14 protein-coding genes are annotated in these 19,204 nt (G+C 35.3%); 10 read left to right on the forward strand and 4 right to left on the reverse strand.

Annotation, left to right across the window (positions count from 1 at the left end; genetic code table 11):
* Positions 1-11: 11 nt before the first annotated feature.
* The 4 genes from ACUL40_RS24255 (at position 12) to ACUL40_RS24270 (ending at position 2,633) form a co-directional block, all read left to right on the forward strand.
* Positions 12-752 carry a WxL domain-containing protein gene (locus ACUL40_RS24255; protein WP_445422743.1) on the forward strand — a complete coding sequence of 247 codons (741 nt, stop codon included), beginning with the start codon at positions 12-14 and terminating at the stop codon, positions 750-752.
* Between the two features lie 112 nt (positions 753-864).
* On the forward strand, positions 865-1,884 hold the full coding sequence (locus ACUL40_RS24260) for a DUF916 and DUF3324 domain-containing protein (RefSeq protein ID WP_445422742.1): 1,020 nt from the start codon (positions 865-867) through the stop codon (positions 1,882-1,884).
* A gap of 351 nt (positions 1,885-2,235) precedes the next feature.
* Positions 2,236-2,391 carry a hypothetical protein gene (locus tag ACUL40_RS24265; RefSeq protein WP_201107610.1) on the forward strand — a complete coding sequence of 52 codons (156 nt, stop codon included), beginning with the start codon at positions 2,236-2,238 and terminating at the stop codon, positions 2,389-2,391.
* Positions 2,392-2,459: 68 nt separating this feature from the next.
* Positions 2,460-2,633, forward strand: coding sequence for a hypothetical protein (locus ACUL40_RS24270; protein ID WP_326038010.1), 174 nt, complete (start codon positions 2,460-2,462; stop codon positions 2,631-2,633).
* 549 nt (positions 2,634-3,182) lie between these two features.
* Here the strand turns inward: ACUL40_RS24270 and ACUL40_RS24275 are convergent.
* On the reverse strand, positions 3,183-3,788 hold the full coding sequence (locus tag ACUL40_RS24275; RefSeq protein ID WP_445422741.1) for an NDxxF motif lipoprotein: 606 nt from the start codon (positions 3,786-3,788) through the stop codon (positions 3,183-3,185).
* Positions 3,789-3,809: 21 nt separating this feature from the next.
* The gene (locus ACUL40_RS24280; protein ID WP_445422740.1) at positions 3,810-4,370 is read right to left on the reverse strand and encodes an HAAS signaling domain-containing protein; all 561 of its coding nucleotides are present in this window, start codon (positions 4,368-4,370) and stop codon (positions 3,810-3,812) included.
* A 436-nt stretch (positions 4,371-4,806) separates the two neighbouring features.
* Here ACUL40_RS24280 and alsS point away from each other — a divergent pair, with 436 nt between their 5' ends.
* Both alsS and alsD read left to right on the forward strand, forming a co-directional pair.
* A complete protein-coding gene (gene alsS, locus ACUL40_RS24285; protein WP_000103533.1) occupies positions 4,807-6,495 on the forward strand; it encodes an acetolactate synthase AlsS in 1,689 nt (562 codons plus the stop codon).
* A 16-nt stretch (positions 6,496-6,511) separates the two neighbouring features.
* Positions 6,512-7,270 carry an alpha-acetolactate decarboxylase gene (gene alsD, locus ACUL40_RS24290; protein ID WP_259416871.1) on the forward strand — a complete coding sequence of 253 codons (759 nt, stop codon included), beginning with the start codon at positions 6,512-6,514 and terminating at the stop codon, positions 7,268-7,270.
* A gap of 221 nt (positions 7,271-7,491) precedes the next feature.
* On the opposite strand, the gene ACUL40_RS24295 is transcribed toward alsD, so the two are convergent.
* Positions 7,492-8,109: a DNA-3-methyladenine glycosylase gene (locus tag ACUL40_RS24295; protein WP_445422739.1), complete on the reverse strand. Its 618-nt coding sequence runs from the start codon at positions 8,107-8,109 to the stop codon at positions 7,492-7,494.
* A gap of 134 nt (positions 8,110-8,243) precedes the next feature.
* Between ACUL40_RS24295 and ACUL40_RS24300 the strand changes: the two genes are divergently transcribed.
* Together ACUL40_RS24300 and ACUL40_RS24305 are read left to right on the forward strand one after the other, a co-directional pair.
* Positions 8,244-9,116, forward strand: a complete 873-nt coding sequence (locus ACUL40_RS24300) for a Cof-type HAD-IIB family hydrolase (protein ID WP_000640431.1) — start codon at positions 8,244-8,246, stop codon at positions 9,114-9,116.
* A gap of 393 nt (positions 9,117-9,509) precedes the next feature.
* A complete protein-coding gene (locus ACUL40_RS24305; RefSeq protein WP_445422738.1) occupies positions 9,510-13,307 on the forward strand; it encodes an MSCRAMM family protein in 3,798 nt (1,265 codons plus the stop codon).
* Between the two features lie 67 nt (positions 13,308-13,374).
* Here ACUL40_RS24305 and ACUL40_RS24310 read toward each other — a convergent pair whose 3' ends face one another.
* Positions 13,375-15,078 carry an S-layer homology domain-containing protein gene (locus tag ACUL40_RS24310; protein WP_063220041.1) on the reverse strand — a complete coding sequence of 568 codons (1,704 nt, stop codon included), beginning with the start codon at positions 15,076-15,078 and terminating at the stop codon, positions 13,375-13,377.
* A gap of 251 nt (positions 15,079-15,329) precedes the next feature.
* Here ACUL40_RS24310 and ACUL40_RS24315 point away from each other — a divergent pair, with 251 nt between their 5' ends.
* On the forward strand, positions 15,330-16,820 hold the full coding sequence (locus tag ACUL40_RS24315) for a coproporphyrinogen III oxidase (protein WP_445422737.1): 1,491 nt from the start codon (positions 15,330-15,332) through the stop codon (positions 16,818-16,820).
* A gap of 322 nt (positions 16,821-17,142) precedes the next feature.
* On the forward strand, positions 17,143-18,699 hold the full coding sequence (locus tag ACUL40_RS24320; protein WP_000281991.1) for a fatty acid--CoA ligase: 1,557 nt from the start codon (positions 17,143-17,145) through the stop codon (positions 18,697-18,699).
* Positions 18,700-19,204: the final 505 nt, after the last annotated feature.

The following is a 19,204-nucleotide window of genomic DNA, read 5'->3' on the forward strand; positions in this document are numbered from 1 at the left end:
AGATAAATTATATGAAATTAACGAAATTAGCATTAGCAGGAGCGGTATCATTTTCAACAGTATTAGCAGCAGGAGCACCAACGTTTGCAGCTGAAGATGGTGGAACACTAAACTCAAAAGCATTTATCAAATTTGAGAAAAATACTGAAATTGTAAATCCAGTTAGTCCACTAGATCCAAGTATTGAAGTAGAAACAAAAGATCCAAAAGATCCAAAAGACCCACATGAGCCAGGAACACAAGGTCCATTAAGTATTGACTATGTATCAAACTTCCAATTTGAAAAACATAAAGCGTCTGGTAACAACGAAATTTACTACGCTAGTTTAGATTCAGTAACAAAAAAAGATACAACTGAGACAATGAAAGTACCAAACTACGTACAAGTAACGGATAACCGTGGTACAAACGTAGGATGGAAGTTATCAGTAACACAAAACGACCAATTTAAAACTGCAGAAGGCAGGGATTTAACAGGAGCAGCTTTAACGTTGAAAAATGGAACGTTACATTCAGCATCTGGAAGTGAGGTGCCAAAAGCTGCACAAGATATTACGTTAACTCCAGGTCAAGCATCTGATGTTGTAACTGCGCAAGAAGAGCAAGGTATGGGAACATGGGTCAACACATTTGGTAAATCAGTAGAAGATGCGAAGAAGAGTGTGGAGCTAAGTGTTCCAGGTAAAACAAAGAAAGAACAAGCTGAGTACACAACTTCTCTAACTTGGGAATTAAAAGACGCACCTATGTAATATAACTTTGTAAAGATTAATCATATAGGGCATAGAAAGAGATAAGGATAGATTTAATATCTTTATCTCTTTCGTTTGTATATCAAATTATTGAATATGAGAGGAATATAGTATGAAATCTATTAAAAAAATATTGAGTAGTTTATTAGTCATTTTATTTATTTTAAATATTGCTAGTGTTACAACGCACGCAGCAGAAATGAAATTTGCAGTAACAGCAGTAATTCCAGAAAACCAAGTTGACAAGAATCAAACATATTTCGATTTAAAGATGGAACCAGGTAAAAAGCAAACAATTCAAGTGCAAATGAAAAATGATACGGATAAAGAGGTTATAGTAGAAACTCATGCGAATACAGCTATTACAAATAGCAATGGTATTACTGACTATAGCATGATTGATCCTCAATTAGACTCTACACTTAAAACCCCATTTTCTAAAATTGCTAAAGTACAAAAAGAAACAAAAATTCCAGCGAAAGGTAAAGTTACATTAGATGTGAGTATTGAAATGCCAGTTGAATCATTTGATGGTGTTATTTTAGGTGGATTGTATTTTAAAGAAAAAGAAGATGAAAAAGAAAAAGGAACATCTGATAATGTACAGATTGAAAACAAATATGCATACGCAATTGGTGTTGTCTTAAGAGAAACGGACGCCCAAGTAAAACCAGATATGAAATTAAATGAAGTAAAGCCAGGACAAGTGAATGCACGTAATGTAGTGACAGCAAATTTACAAAATATAAAACCAGCAATGTTAAAGAATTTAAGCGTAGATGCAAAGGTGTACACTGAAAAAGGTAAAGATATACTACATGAAACGAAAAAAGAAAATTTAAGAATGGCACCAAATTCTAACTTTGATTATGCAATTAGTTGGGACAATAAAGCTTTAGAACCAGGAACATACCGTCTAGAAATGAAGGCAACGGATGGTGATCAGAAATGGGAGTGGATCAAGAAATTTACGATTGAAGGAAAAGAAGCACAGAAGTTAAATGATACAGCTGTAGAGGCCAAAAAGGATTATACTCTGTACTATATTATAGGTGGAATTTTATTATTTGTAGCATTACTAGTTTTAGTATTCTTACTAGGAAGACGCTCTAAGAAAAAAGGCGGCGAATAAGGATAATAAACGAAATATATTGATTAAGTAATAATAAGAGAAGATAGCATGATACAAAACACTGTTAAGAAATAGTGTTTTGTATTTTTTTATAAAGTATTTAAAAGAAAGAGAATATTGGCTAGAATGGCAAATTTACAGATTCACAAGGCTGTGAATTAACAGGTGCGAAAAGTACGTTTCATAAATGAAGTGACTTAAGAAATATATGAAAAGTGATATTTTGTAAATATTAAATGATTTCGGAGGAATTCGGATAATATACGGGGTGTGAAAGAGAAGGGTATGTAATATAAAAATGTTTTTATATTATGTTTAAAATGTGCACTGCGTTATGAATGGGAAAAGAGGGTGATAGAAGATGCGAATGATGGCAGTATGACAGAAATACAAACAGATGGTACAAATGAATTAGTTACTAAAAAGTATAAGGGGTATAATCCAGACTGGATGAATTCATTTGCAACGGATATACATACGTATCATCCCTCCGTCGCGAATTATTGAGAAGGAGGGATGATCGACCTGAAAAAAATGCGTGGAAGATATACGTTAAAGAGACAGAGCCGTTAACTTTGGACGGAAAAGAACAGCTAATTGGTGCTATGAGGTATGTAAAGGGGAGTCAACAATATTTGTTAGGTGAAACGGCTGTAGAAGTAGCTGCGTCTATTTTAACGAATAACGAACCGACTGAAGTAGCTTGGAATGACGAATCAAACGGTATCCGCTTATTAAAGTGGGACTAGAGTATAAAGGAAAGTTAGAGTGGGTGTTAGCCGATACGCCGATGTAATGCGGTATTCACGCAAGAAAAATGCGTGAATACGAGAGGAATGTTCGGTGATATAAATGGAAGAATATAGTATAGTTACATTAAAGGCAAAATAAACTCGCGAGGACTAACAGCTTAATATATTGCCTTTTATTAGGATGTATAGTCGTATTCAAGTATATACTAATTAATAACAATCAATATAAATAGAATTATTTGAAAGACAGTCAATTATTTTAAGACACGGTAAAAAATTGCTGTAATAAGTTATTAGTATTGCATTGTTAAAAGAGTAATTTAGGGTTGAGTTACTCCAACTGATAAAAATCCTATACTTTGTCAATATAGTGATTTTATCGTCCATTATTTGTTGTTATTTTGCGTTTGTTGTTTTTGCTTGGGCCTCCTTTAAGGAGGCCTTTTTTTATGGGAAACGGATGAAGTGCATCCTCAGATATTAAAAAAACCTTTCAAAATAGCCATTTCTTATTGGTTATTTTGAAAGGGATATGTAACACATCTGTTAATTTTTTTTATTGCTGTTAATTGAAGTTTTAATATTTTTTTCGTTCAAAAACGTTTCAATCTCTTTTTGTTTCCTCCCATTTATTTTCTCAAGGCGTTTTGTAAAAGAAAAATTGGCTTTGAATAAGTTACCATCTTGGGTGAGTTTGTCTAATTCTTGATCTAGTTCTACGAAAATAGCCGTAGATGAGGACATAAATTCATAGATTTCTTTTGAAGGTTTTTTATAATCATTAGGTAAATTATTATTACTAATAAACTCATGGAAATTCATATCGTTTTGTTTCGCTAAATCAATTAGTTTTTGTAATTTTTCTTGGTCAGATTCCGTGAAATTCTTATCAGAATTTGTTGAAGCGAGAGGGATGATATTTTCAGATAACTCCCAACTATAATCTATATAATTTTTTATATTTTGTTTCATTTCGTCTTCATTAATAGTTTCGTTTTTCTTTGAGGAACTAAATATATTTTCTGGAACTTTAATAGCAACATCTTTAATAGATTGTACATCGTTTTCTTCCTTAGGTTGTGCACTGTTTGAACAAGCTGATAGAAATAAAAGAGTAAGTAGCATGAGTGAATATAAAGTATATTTCTTCATTTTAATCTCCTTTTACATTCATTAGTGTCTTTGTAAAATAGCAATATTCCATTTCAAATACTTTACTAAAAGTGCATATAGATGTTTTACCATTTGATAAGATATGACGGATATGAGTAAACCGACGCAAAAAGCTATAAATACATTATAAACATCGGAATAACTAATTTGATGAAACCCTTTAAAGAATCCTAATCCTATTAATAAGATAGGTGAAATAATTAATAATGGTGTAGCAATGATAAGTGCTAGAAGAATCGGTAATAAAAAGAGTAGTACGAAAAAGGCGATAAAGATAAAGGCAAAGTTTAAAACACTTAAACTCATAACAGAAAAAAGTGCAATTATCATATTTTTGAAGCTTCGTTTACTGTCAGCATTGCTTATTGCATAGGAAACAGTAAGTTCTTTAGCAATGGTTTTAGGATTTCCTAGCTTTTTAGAAATTTCCTCTTCAGATATTCCATCTTGTTTACCACTAATAAAATGAGTTTCGTACTCCCAGATAATATCCTCCTTTTCTGAATTAGGCATATTCCGTAGGGAAGAACTAAGTTGTTCTAAAAATTCACTCTTGTTCATAACGATCACTTTCCTTTATAAAATGATGAATTATGGCTGAAAATCCTATCTTTTTTCTAAACAGCACACACAATCTATATCTACTTTTTGAAAGGAGATATACTAATCGTGAATAAAATTACAAATAATGGATATTCCGTTATTTACAAATATATCACTTACTATTATTCTTTGCAAGGTACTATAAATTTGTTAATAATGTGAATAGGTGGAAGTATTTTTGTACATTTTTAGAAGAGATATAAAAATGTTATTTTAAGATAAACAAAAGGTTGTAAGCGCATTCTTTAAAACTTGTCAAAATAATGTCGAATTCATATTGTTGGAAAAATAATGCATTTGTAATATAATGATAAATGATACTTCACCAGCTTAATTAACTAGGTGAAATTAAAATCTTTATTACACACATTATGAAATAAAGGGATGATTAGTTTTGAGTACAGGTGTAAAAGCAAACGACGTGAAGACAAAAACAAAAGGAGCAGATCTTGTTGTTGATTGTTTAATTAAACAAGGTGTTACACATGTTTTCGGTATTCCAGGAGCAAAGATTGACTCTGTATTTGATGTATTGCAAGAAAGAGGACCAGAGTTAATCGTTTGTCGTCATGAACAAAATGCAGCATTTATGGCAGCTGCTATTGGTAGATTAACAGGGAAACCGGGCGTATGTCTTGTAACTTCAGGACCAGGGACATCAAATTTAGCGACAGGTCTTGTTACTGCGAATGCGGAGAGTGATCCCGTTGTTGCTTTAGCTGGTGCAGTACCGCGTACGGATCGATTAAAACGTACGCATCAATCTATGGATAATGCTGCACTATTCGAACCAATCACAAAATATAGCGTAGAAGTAGAGCATCCTGATAATGTGCCAGAAGCACTTAGTAATGCATTTCGAAGTGCGACTTCCACAAATCCGGGAGCTACTTTAGTAAGTCTTCCGCAAGACGTTATGACTGCGGAAACAACTGTAGAGTCTATTGGTGCGCTTTCTAAGCCACAGCTTGGAATCGCTCCCACAAATGATATTACATATGTAGTAGAAAAAATAAAATCAGCGAAATTACCAGTTATTTTACTCGGTATGAGAGCGAGCACAAATGAAGTGACGAAAGCTGTTCGTAAATTAATTGCGGATACAGAACTTCCTGTCGTTGAAACATATCAAGCAGCTGGTGCGATTTCACGTGAGTTAGAAGATCATTTCTTCGGCCGCGTTGGATTATTCCGTAACCAACCAGGTGATATTTTACTAGAAGAAGCAGACCTTGTGATTTCTATCGGTTATGATCCAATCGAGTATGATCCAAAGTTCTGGAATAAACTTGGCGACAGAACGATTATTCATCTTGACGACCATCAAGCAGATATCGACCATGATTACCAACCAGAGCGTGAATTAATTGGTGATATTGCCTTAACGGTAAATAGCATCGCGGAAAAATTACCGAAACTTGTATTAAGTACGAAATCAGAAGCGGTATTAGAACGATTACGTGCGAAATTATCAGAACAAGCAGAAGTTCCAAATCGTCCTTCAGAAGGTGTTACGCACCCACTTCAAGTGATTCGTACACTTCGTTCTTTAATTAGTGACGATACAACCGTTACATGTGACATCGGTTCCCATTCTATTTGGATGGCGAGATGTTTCCGTTCTTATGAACCACGTAGATTATTATTTAGTAACGGTATGCAAACGCTAGGTGTTGCACTTCCTTGGGCAATCGCAGCTACTTTAGTAGAACCAGGTAAAAAAGTAGTTTCCGTATCAGGTGACGGTGGTTTCTTATTCTCTGCGATGGAGTTAGAAACGGCGGTACGTTTAAATTCTCCAATCGTCCATCTTGTTTGGAGAGACGGCACATATGATATGGTTGCATTCCAACAAATGATGAAATACGGCAGAACATCAGCTACAGAGTTTGGCGATGTTGATCTTGTGAAATATGCGGAAAGTTTCGGGGCGTTAGGTCTTCGTGTTAACACGCCTGATGAATTAGAAGGTGTGTTAAAATCCGCGCTAGCAGCAGATGGTCCTGTCATTATTGATATTCCAATTGACTATCGTGACAACATTAAATTAAGCGAAAAATTATTACCAAACCAATTAAACTAATGGAGGCAGATTTGAGATGACTGTTGCGCAATTAATTGATATTGATGCGAAAAAAACGAAAACGAGTAATGAAGTATATCAAACATCTACAATGCTTGCGCTATTAGATGGTATATATGATGGTGTAATTAGCTTTGAAGATTTGAAAAAACATGGTGATTTCGGCATCGGCACATTTGATCAATTAGATGGTGAAATGATTGCATTTGATAATGAATTTTATCATTTACGTTCAGACGGTTCAGCGGAAAAAGTAGAGCCAGAAGAAACAACGCCATTTGCGACTGTAACGTTTTTTGAAAAAGAAATGAGTTATACGGTAGAGCGTCCGATGAATCGTGAAGAAGTTGAAGCGTTATTACATGAATTAATGCCAAGTAAAAACTTGTTTTACGGTATTCGAATGGACGGTACGTTTCGTGAAGTAAGGACGAGAACTGTTCCAAGACAAGAAAAACCGTATACACCGCTCGTTGAAGTGACGAAATCACAACCAATCTTTTCATTTGAAAATACAGAAGGTACGCTTGCTGGATTTTGGACACCAGATTATGCGCAAGGTATTGGGGTAGCTGGATTCCACTTACATTACATTGATGATGAAAGAAGCGGGGGCGGACATGTTTTCGACTATGTTGTTGAAAACTGTACGATCCAAATTTGTCAAAAAGCTCATATGCATTTAGCACTTCCAGAAACAGCTGATTTTATGGCGGCTGAATTATCAAGAGAAAACTTAGAGGATAATATTGCGACTGCGGAAGGTGCGGAGTAAAAAGGGAGAGACTGTTCCATTTTGGAACAGTCTTCTTTTATTCGTAATGTTATTATTTGTCGATAAATCTATATTTCTTGTCGAACCGTTGATATATTGTAAGTTACGATAGATATATTTGAAAAATCGTTGATATATTGTAAGTTACGATAGATATATTCGAAAAATCGTTGATATATTGTAAGTTACGATAGATATATTTGAAAAATTGTTGATATCGCTTATTTTTTTGAAACAAACGGATGTCCCTCATAATAAAAACGCCACGGATAGTGTACAGCTTCTTCTGCATAGTCGATATTAATACGAGGTCCTGCTGTTATTTTATATTGTGATGATATGTGTTCTTCTTTTGGAACTAATTCAATATGTAACGTATCACTTTGTAACGATACACCGCGTTCTTTTAAAGTGATGCCAAGTGCACGGCATAGTTTGCCAGGACCGTTCGTTAAATTTTTGTACTGCGCTTTTGTAATTTCGGTCTTATTGTAGCGCGCTAGTTTTATTTCTTCTATTCCATCTACCGGTTCAAGAGCTCGAATGAGAACACCTTGTGGGGTGCCCACTGGCGCTGTAATAACGTTAAAGCAATGATACATACCGTAAATTAAATATACGTAAGCATGCCCTGGTGCACCAAACATAACTTCTGTGCGATCTGTCCGTCTGCCTCCATAACTATGTGCGGCCTTATCATCTGGGCCTTTATATGCTTCTACTTCTACAATGATTCCGCTTCGCTTTATTCCGGCTACAATATGAACAAGTTTTTGCCCGAGTAATTTTTTTGCGACTTCTAACGTATCGCCTTCATAAAAAGAAGGAGGTGCCTGCATTGTACTATCTCCTTTGCTAAGTGTATATGTATATAGTAAACCAAATTTTCAGTAGTAATTCTAACTCGTTCTATTTGCTACATTTATTTCATAAATTATGGATAGAGTACAACAGCGAAGAGGGGGAGTGCGACATGATTTATCGCTTACTAGCTCTTAATATAGATGGGACACTACTATACAACAATGGAAAAATTGCAAAAGGATTAAGAGAAACAATTGAATTTGTGAAAAGAAAAGATGTATACGTTACGTTATTTACGAGTCGTAATTTTCAATCCGCTCATAAAGTAGCAAAGGCGTTAAAATTAGATTCTATATTAGTGACACATGGTGGTGCTTTCGTTTCAGCAACGTTAGATAAGCCGTACGTTCAAAGAAGATTGTCTGAAGAGAAGACTTTTAACATTGTGCAAGTGTTAGAGCACTTTGATTGTAACGTACGCATTTCTCATGAACGGTTTTCGATAGGAAATCGTGAGAGAAATACACCAAACTTAATTGCGCGCACTGTATTATCAAGCGCAGATCCCTTATTTTATCCAGTTCAATTTGTAGATTCGTTAGGTGACGCGCTTCGTGACCATCCGGTAGCGGCGCCAAAAATTGATGTTCTTTTCCAAACTAAAGGTGAAAAAGAACGCGGGCTAAATACATTAAGAAAAGCGTTCCAAGATGTAGAGTATGTTGAATGTGATTCAAAACGAATAGAAATTTTACCGCAAAATGTATCAAAGTTACGCGGGTTACAATTGCTTGGAGAGCATTTAAATATTTCGCTAAATGAAATGGTTGCGATTGGAGATAGTATGGAAGATTTAGAGGTTATTGAAAACGTGGGACTTGGGGTAGCGATGGGGAACTCGCCTGTAGAATTAAAGCAAGCAGCCGATTGGATTACACGTTCAAATAGTGAAAACGGTGTAGAGTACATGATTAAAGAGCATTTCCGTAAGCAGTTCCCGCTTCCGTTTTTGAAGAATCATAAAAATACACCGAAACGATAAAAGAAAAACGTAGCTTTTTGGCTACGTTTTTTGTTGAGCTTATTAAAATGAATGAAAACGTTTTAAAATGTGAATTGTGTATGAAATCTATACAATTCACTTGAATCCTTTAGAAAACTAATGTAAAGTGAAGGATGTTGTCAAAATAGTTACACCACATGAAATATTCTTCAGATTAATTTTATTGGGCTCCCATACGTAAAAGTATTTCCGCATGACAGTTTAGTTCACGTATTATTTCAAAAATGAATTGTAGTAATTTTATTAAGTAGTTGTAGCGTTCCTTTGTTGTATTTAAATGGATTATTTTAAGTTAATGTGAGTAAGACCTGGTACATATGAAATGTACTTCTTTTTGTGATTTTAGGAAGTTTAAAAGGGGGAATGAATTTCTTGAGGAAATCATTTAATCAAAAAATTAAAAAGTTAAGTAGTAGTTTAATAGTTGTATTACTAATATGTATGAATTTTTTAATCCATTTACCATTTAAAGCAGAGGCAGCTACAACAGAGTTAAAAGGTTTAGGTGATGTATCTTATTACAACGCCATCATTTTTGGGGATCATAGTGCAACGAGTGCTGATATTGAAGGTGCGATGGCTGTTCAGAAAAATATGAACGCATCAAGTTATACAGTCGTAGCGGCTGCAACTGGAGCAAATAACTTAGCTGGAGCAACTTGGATAGATGAAGGATATCCATCATTATTACTAGGCGGTCAATTTACGAAAGCGGGAGCAGGACAGGTAATTATTCAAGATGGAACAGTGGCGATGACAAAAGACGGTGACCCAGATGGCGCGATGAAAACATCATATGACCGTATCTCTTATAAAGAGCAAGCGGAGATTGATGCTAAGTTTAAAGAATTTAGAAAAGACGTTGATGGTGTAATTGGGGATGCAAGTAAACTACACACTGATAAGCCAAAACCTAATATGAGCTTTGGAATCGGTGAAGATGTAAACAACCCTAATATTTATGTCTCTTCAGGCCAGACGGGAAAGAAAGCATTCGATGTAAAAGACGTTTTTCTTCCGAATGTAGAGAATAAAGACTTTATTGTTATTTATTCAGATGCAGAAGAAGTGAGTTTTGGTGGCGGTGCAATTTTGTATGATACAAGAAATACTGGGATGGCGACGGATTTAATTAATACATCTCAAGCATACGACCCTAATTCATCTTTTACTGAGTTAGCTAGTAAGGTAATTTGGGTATTTCCTAATGCTACAAAGATAACAACTAAAGGTTATGGTGTAGTAGGTAGTGTGTTTGCACCTAATGCAGTTGTAGAAACAAAAGGTGGTTCTATTAATGGACAAGCCTATGTTGGAGGATTACACCAAAGAGATGGTTTTGAGGTTCATAACTTTAAATTTAACTGGCCAAAATGGAATAAACCAGCAGCTGAAAAAGGACATTTACAAATTAAAAAAGTTGATGAAAACGATGGAAATATTGTTTTAAAAGACGCAAAATTTGATGTTATAGACAAAGATAATAACGTTGTGGCTACTGTTACAACAAACGAAAAGGGTATTGCGGAAGTTAAAGATTTACCACTTGGTGACTATTTTGTAAAAGAAATAAATGCACCAGAAGGATATATAAAAGTTGATACACCAGTCAAAGTAACAATTGATAATACAAACGTAATTGAACTTGTTATGAAGAATACGAAAAAAGTAGAGAATGGCCAATTTAAATTATTGAAAAAAGATAGTGAATCCGGTCAACTTCTGCCAGGTGCAAAATTTGATGTTATCGATAAAGATGGGAAAGTTGTGGAAACAATTGTTACAGATGATAAAGGTGAAGCCTTATCGAAACGACTTCCAGTTGGAAGCTATACATTAAAAGAAGTAGAAGCACCGAAAGGGTATGAATTATCATCTAGTTCAGTTTCTGTTGATGTAGAGGCTAATAAAGTATTGACTGTAGATGTGGTGAATAAAAAGATTCCCGAAAAAGTAACAGGTCAATTTGAAATTGTGAAAGTAGATGCGGAAGATAAAACGAAGGTATTATCAGATGCAGAATTCGAAGTGTATAAAGAGGGTAAAAAAGTAGATACGTTACGAACAGATAAAACTGGTAAAGTAGTTTCTCAGAAATTAGAACCAGGAAAGTACACATTAAAAGAAACGAAAGCACCACAAGGATATAAATTGCTAAAAGAAGAAATTGAAGTCGTTGTGGAAGCGGACAAAGTAGTAGAAGTACAAATAGAAAACGCAAAAGAACTAGGAAGCTTACAAGTAATCAAAAAGGATGCAGAGAGTGGAAAAGTTCTAGCAGGTGCGGAATTTAAATTAAAGAACGAAGCTGGTCAAGTAGTTGGAGAAGCGAAAACAACGAATAAAGACGGCGTTGTGAAATTCGAAAGCTTAGTGCCAGGAAGGTATACGTTAGAAGAAACGAAAGCGCCGGAAGGTTATAAGGCGTTAGAAGTAACAGTAGAAGTAAATGTTGTAGCGAACGAAGTAGTAAAACAAGAAGTTATGAATGAAAAAGTAACAGGTCAATTCGAAATCGTGAAAGTAGATGCGGAAGATAAAACGAGATTGTTATCAGGTGCAGAATTCGAAGTGTATAAAGATGGTAAAAAGGTAGCGGAACTGAAAACAGATGAGAGTGGAAAAGTGATGTCACCAAAATTACCGCTAGGTGAATACACAGTGAAAGAAACGAAAGCACCAGCGGGCTACAAGCTTTCAAATAAAGAATGGAAAGTAACAATTCAAAACGAGAAAGAAGTAGTAAAAGTAGAGGCAGAAAACGAAAAAATCTTAGGTTCTCTACAAATTATTAAAATGGATGATAAAGATCAAACGAAACGCTTAGCAGGCGCAGAATTTACATTGAAAGATGCGAAAGGAAATGTTGTAAAAGAAGGAATTACAACAGATAAGTCTGGAACGGTTAAGGTAGACGGACTTGTGCCAGGTGAATATACGTTAGAAGAAACAAAAGCACCAGAAGGTTATGAGTTAACAAAACAAATAATTCATGTAACAGTTGACGGTGAAAAAGTTATTGATGTAAAAGTAACGAACGGTAAGAGCCTTGGGCAATTCGAAATCGTAAAAGTAGATGCTCAAGATAAAACGAAAGTATTATCAGATGCAGAATTCGAAGTGTATAAGGATGGTAAAAAAGTAGATACGTTACGAACAGATAAAACTGGTAAAGTAGTTTCTCAGAAATTAGAACCAGGAAAGTACACATTAAAAGAAACGAAAGCACCACAAGGATATAAATTGCTAAAAGAAGAAATTGAAGTCGTTGTGGAAGCGGACAAAGTAGTAGAAGTACAAGTAGAAAATGCAAAAGAACTAGGAAGCTTACAAGTAACCAAAAAGGATGCAGAGAGTGGAAAAGTTCTAGCAGGTGCAGAATTTAAATTGAAAAATGAAGCTGGTCAAGTAGTTGGAGAAGCGAAAACAACGAATAAAGACGGTGTTGTGAAATTCGAAAACTTAGTGCCAGGAAAGTACACGTTAGAGGAAACGAAAGCGCCGGAAGGTTATAAGGCGTTAGAAGTAACAGTAGAAGTAAATGTTGTAGCGAACGAAGTAGTAAAACAAGAAGTTATGAATGAAAAAGTAAAAGAAGAAATTACAGGTCAATTAGAAATTACAAAGGTAGATGCTAATAATACAAATAAAACATTAGCAGGCGCAGTGTTTGAAATTTGGAAAGACGGAATAAAAATCGACACATTAACAACAAATAAGAGCGGTAAAGCGACTTCTAAGAAGTTAGAACCAGGAGATTACACTTTAAAAGAAATCCAAGCGCCAGAAGGATATACTTTATCCAATAAGGAAATGAAATTTACGATTTCTAATGAAAAAATTGAAGTTGTAAAGCTTCAAATTACAAATAAAAAAGATACAGATAAAGATCCGGAAAAACCAGGTGAAGGAACAGGAAAACCAGGTGAAGGAACAGAGAAGCCTGATGAAGGAACAGGAAAACCAGGTGAAGGAACAGGAAAGCCGGGTGAAGGAACAGAAAAGCCAGGTGAGGGAGTAGAAAAACCTAATTTACCAGAAAAAGGACAAGGTTCTTCTAATAATCAACAACTCCCAGCTACAGGACACAATACGAATTACGTTCCATTCATCGGTTTTATGCTTCTGTTACTAGGAATACGTTTAAGATTCATGGCTAAAAATAGTTAACGGATGTATAAAAGGCATCAGAGATATACAATCTCTGATGCTTTTTAAATTAATACAGATAAATATTTTAAGCTTCAATTACGCTAAGCATTCTGTTTATAAATGCAGCTGCGTGAGCACGTTGTGATGGTCCTTTTGGTACGAATTGATTCAATTCATTACCTTTTACAATTCCATATCCATACACTCTTTGTACTTCTTCTTTAGCGTAAATTAAGTTTTGGTCTACGAATGGTAGTTCAACTTGTTTTGCAAAAATACCAGCGTGTTTTAGAGAACGATCGATCATAATAACAGCTTCTTCGCGTGTAATTGTAGTATTTGGGTCAAATGTATTATCACCACGTCCGCGGATTATGCCTGCGCTTGCTGCACGATTAATACCGTCTCGTAACGATGGGTGTACTTGTTCTAAGTCTGTGAAATTAGCATTTCCACTTGGTAATTGTAAAGCACGAGTAATTAATGTAGCAAATTCAGCACGCGTTACAAGACGTTCTGGGAAGTACTTGCCGTTTCCTTCTCCTTGCATAATGCCTCTAGCTGCTAATTGACGAATGTCTTGTTCATACCAGCCACCTGTAATGTCATCAGTTACTGGATTTTTTTGATTTTCTTTATAGTATGTTTCAGTTCCTTTTAAGAAAGCATCCCATTGTCCGCGTTGAATCATAAACGCAGGGCAGTTTTTTCCTGACCAAAATTGGTGTTTTTGGACCTTATCTAGAGAAATATTTAAGTCGTTCATTAAATAAGCTGCCAATTTACGGGCATTTTCTACCGCTTTTTCATAGTTTCCATCTTGATTAACGGCAATTTCAATTCCGATAGATTCATAGTTACCAGTTTTATTTCCAGCATGCCATCCAACTTCATTTACCGGAAGATGTTGATAAATTTCTTTATCATCTACTGTGAAATGCCAAGATGCGGCGCGATCAGCTGTTCCGCGTGCTTGATTATCTAAGAATTTTGCATGATTTAGAGCATTAGCACCTTTCGCTGTATTAGCCGTTTCGTGAATCGTAATATATTTAGGCACCATCGGGTAGCCAGGGCGAATATCGTCATTTCCTTTTGGGACAATCATTTCTTTAAATGTAACGCCATAAATATTGTTTGTTTGTAGAGCTTCTGGCGATCTCAATAAACTATTTTTAGCAGTACGACTGTTTTTTAATAATGAAGCTTTTGTACCTTCAAATGTAGCAGAAGGTGTATAAATCCATTTTGCTGTTTCATTTATTTGGACTTTAAACCAATTTCCAGCTTGTTCAGTAGGAGTTATGACTTGTGGCTCTAGTTTTCCTTCTTCTTTAAACGATTGGAACGGAAGTGCATGTATGGAAGCTTCTTCTTTTACGATTAATTTTTGGTTAGATAGTTTATGAATCTCTTGAACTTCTAAGCTATTATCATTGTTATCTATCCATCCAGCGCCAGTTGACGTCGTTATGTAATAAGCATTTCCTTTTTTCTTTGTCGCCGTTACGACTTGTTCTGTAATCTCGATATTCGATTTGTTTTTTAAATCATTCGCGGTATATAATGAATGTTTTTTTGAAGTGTATAGTAGGAATTGGCCAGTAACCTCGATATCTTCTTCATGAGTACTATGCTCATTAACATGTTCTTTAATACTTTTAAAAACTTGATCCTCCGTATATACTTCGGCAGATTTTTCAGCACTCTCTGCAAATGAATAAGTAGGTGCAAGAACAGTTTGTAATGCAAGAGAGAGAGTTAAAACACTATAAAATTTCTTTTTCATATTTGTTTTTAACACATTAGATTGTGGAATCTAGTGTTAACAGTCCTCCTTTTTATATTGTATTTTCACTATGTATCGATTTTAACACTAATAAATTTTAACAAGAGAAAATCATGATGTCTATATACATGAGCAATATTCATAAAAAGAATTATTTGAAAAAATGTAAGAGAAACAGGTAAAACCTTCTGTATTGACCTGTAAACGCCCTTCAAGTAAACTAAAGAGAGTTTGCAAATGAAAAGGTGATAATGTTGTTAATTTCAATTAAAACGTTACAAGATGATCGTTTTTTACGTCCGCTACAAAATATTGGCGGCTTATTTTTTGAAGAGAGTACGATTGGATTTGAACAAGAGGAAGCAAATCTTATCGTTGATATACACATTGAAGAGAATGTGAAAGCATCTGCTCGTTTAACAGATGTTGCGACTGGAAATGTGTATGAAGAAACATTCGCAAAAGATTTATCTGCTTTCACAGATGAAAAAGAGCGTATGAAGCAAGTGAAACACGTTGTTTCTTATGTATATCTTTCTGTTCTTCAGCAGTTAACTGGTATTGAACAAAGCTGGGGTATTTTAACGGGAGTACGTCCGACGAAACTTCTTCACAAAATGCTTCAAAATGGTATGTCAAAAGAAGAAGCGCATCAAGAACTTCGTGAAAGTTATTTAATTCATGAAGAGAAAATTGAACTTCTTCAGCGCATTGTTGATTGCCAATTAGCAGTTGTTCCGGATTTATACCGTTTGAAAGAAGAAGTAAGTATTTATATCGGTATTCCGTTCTGCCCAACGAAATGTGCATATTGTACATTCCCGGCTTATGCAATTAATGGACGCCAAGGATCTGTTGATTCGTTCTTAGGTGGTTTACATTATGAAGTTCGTGAAATTGGTAAGTTTTTAAAAGAAAAAGGTGTAAAAGTTACGACGATTTATTACGGCGGCGGTACACCTACAAGTATTACAGCAGAAGAGATGGATATGCTGTATGAAGAAATGTATGAAGCGTTCCCAGATGTGAAAAATGTGCGTGAAGTAACAGTTGAGGCAGGTCGCCCAGATACGATTACTCCAGCAAAGCTAGAAGTGTTAAATAAATGGAACATTGACCGTATTAGTATTAATCCACAGTCATACCATCAAGAGACACTAAAAGCAATTGGACGTCATCATACTGTAGAAGAAACAATTGAGAAATACCATTTAGCTCGTGAAATGGGAATGAACAATATTAATATGGACTTAATTATTGGTCTTCCTGGTGAAGGGTTAGAGATCTTCAAGCATACGTTAGATGAAACAGAAAAGTTAATGCCAGAATCATTAACAGTTCATACGTTATCATTTAAACGTGCTTCTGAAATGACGCAAAACAAACGTAAATATAAAGTAGCAGGTCGCGAAGAAATTACAGCGATGATGCACGAAGCAGAAGAGTGGACGCAAAAGCATAATTACGTACCATATTACCTATATCGTCAAAAGAATATTTTAGGTAACTTAGAGAATGTTGGTTATGCAATGCCGACGCAAGAAAGTATTTACAACATTGTCATTATGGAAGAAGTACAATCAATTATCGGACTTGGTTGTGGTGCATCAAGTAAATTTGTTCATCCGAAGACGGGAGCAATTACGCACTTTGCGAATCCGAAAGATCCAAAATCATATAATGATGGCTTTGTGAAATATACAGAAGATAAACTGAAAATTTTAGAAGAGCTATTTGCATAAGAAGAAAGAGGTTGTTCCGAGTCGGAACAACCTCTTTTTTATCCTGCAGTAACGGGCGGTCCGATTATATCTTATCAGTTTTTGTCGGTAAGTCGATATATTTGAAAAATCGCTGATATAAATTGAGTTGTGGTTGATATATTTCAAGTTACGGTCGATATATCTGGAAAATCGCCGATATAATTTCATTTACCGCCTAGCGGTACCGTATGTAAAACTATGTCGATAATAATCAGAAAAATTAGTCAAATCATTAGAGGACAATGTCTACTTATGGACGAAATGATAGATTTATGAAAGAGAAAAGGGGGAAATTGTTGGCATGTATATGACGATAGGGAGAATTTTTGATTTATCAGTTGGTAAGTATCCAAATAAAGAGGCGTTAGTGGAACCTGAAAAAAATATTCGCTGGACGTATAAACAGTGGGATGAACAAATAAATAAAACAGCGCACGCTCTATTAGAAGAAGGGGTAAGAAAGGGAGATACGGTATCTGTTTACTTATATAATTGCCATGAATTTGTAAACGTTTACTTAGCCTGTGCGAAAATTGGAGCGATCTTTAACCCGATTAATTTCCGCTTAAAAGCAAAAGAAGTATCTTATATTCTTCAGGACGCATCCTCGAAAGTCGTTGTCTTTGAAAAAGCAGTTGAGTCAACTGTTGCTATAATTGAAAGAGATTTTCCAAATACATCTTTTTGGTCTATAGAAAATGATAAACCTTCCTATGCAAGTTCCTACCATGAAAAAGTGAATGAAGCATCTTCTGAGAAAGTAAATATCGAAATTGATGAAATGGATTATTGTTCTATGCTGTATACGAGCGGTACGACAGGTCATCCGAAAGGCGTGTTACATCGCCATCGTGAAATGGCTGAGCATAGTATGATTTGTACGTATTTCCTAAAATATAATAGAGATAGCGTTGGGCTTGTTGTTGCACCTTTATATCACTGTGGTGAATTAAATGCCGGAATCATACCACGCATTCAAGTTGGCGGAAAGAATGTTATTTTGCATCATTTTGATACAGAAACAGTATTACATACGATTCAAGAAGAAAAGATTACGACGTTCTTTGCAGCGCCGACGATGTGGAATATGTTGTTGCAAAAAGATTTAGCTCAGTATGATTTAACGTCAATGAAAATCGGTATATATGGCGGAGCAGCAATGGCACCGGCGTTAGTGAAGGAATGTAAAGAACGTCTTTATATTGATCTTGTTCAAATATACGGAATGACAGAAATGGGGCCAGTTGTTGCATTTCTCGTAGAGGAGGATCAAATTACGAAAGCTGGTTCAGCAGGCACGCCATGTTTTAGCCATGAAGTTCGTATTGTGAAACCGAACGAGGATGCACCGGCAGAACCAGATGATGTATTACCTCCTTATGAAGTGGGAGAAATTATTTTACGCGGCCCAACTATGATGGCTGGCTATCATAATCGTGAAGAAGCGAATAAAAAATCGATGTATAAAGGATGGTATCATTCTGGTGATCTAGGCTATTTTGATAAAGACGGTTATTTATTCGTTGCTGATCGCGTTGATGATATGGTAATTAGCGGTGGCGTAAATATTTATCCTCGTGAAATTGAAGATTTCCTTCATAGTCATCCAGGTATATTAGATGTGGCGGTACTTGGTGAGCCAGATGAATTATGGGGAGAGCGTGTTGTGGCAGTTATTGTGAAGAAAGATGAAACAATAACAGAAGCTGATTTAGAAACGTATTGCAAAGAAAGTGATGAACTAGCAGATTATAAACGTCCGCGTCATTATTTATTTGTAGATGAACTCCCTCGTAATGCGAGCGGGAAGTTGCAGAAGTTTGTACTGAGGGAGTCGTTGAAAGGTGCGAAAAAATAGAAAATGCAGGATGCCCCATATCTATGGGGTATCCTGCATTTTTCTGTATTAAACAGAAGAAACAATATCTTTGTTAATTCTCATTTTTTCTTGGTGAAGGTTAATTAGCGCATTTGAAATAAGGTGGAAACACAAAGTGGATGTAATACAAAAAGAAAAGACACCCTAAGGTGCCTTTCTCCGACTTGAACCATTTCATTTCATACGAATCGGAATCTATCCGTATTACCATTACCCCTTTGTTATGAGTGTAAACACACACTATAAAGCAGAATCGTCTATATACACTAGATTGTTAGTTCACAAAAGACAAGAGATTTGAGATCAATATCGAAGTGACGCCACATCCCCTATAATAATTGATATGTTACGCCTTTTAAAAGAATCTGCTTTATAGAACGTGCCCACAAGTTATATTTTACTACATGTAATATTCATTCAGTGTATTTTTTGATGAATATGTATAATTACATAAACTGTATGAAAAAAGAGAGTATACTCTGAT

This window comes from Bacillus sp. KNSH39 (genome assembly GCF_052656585.1).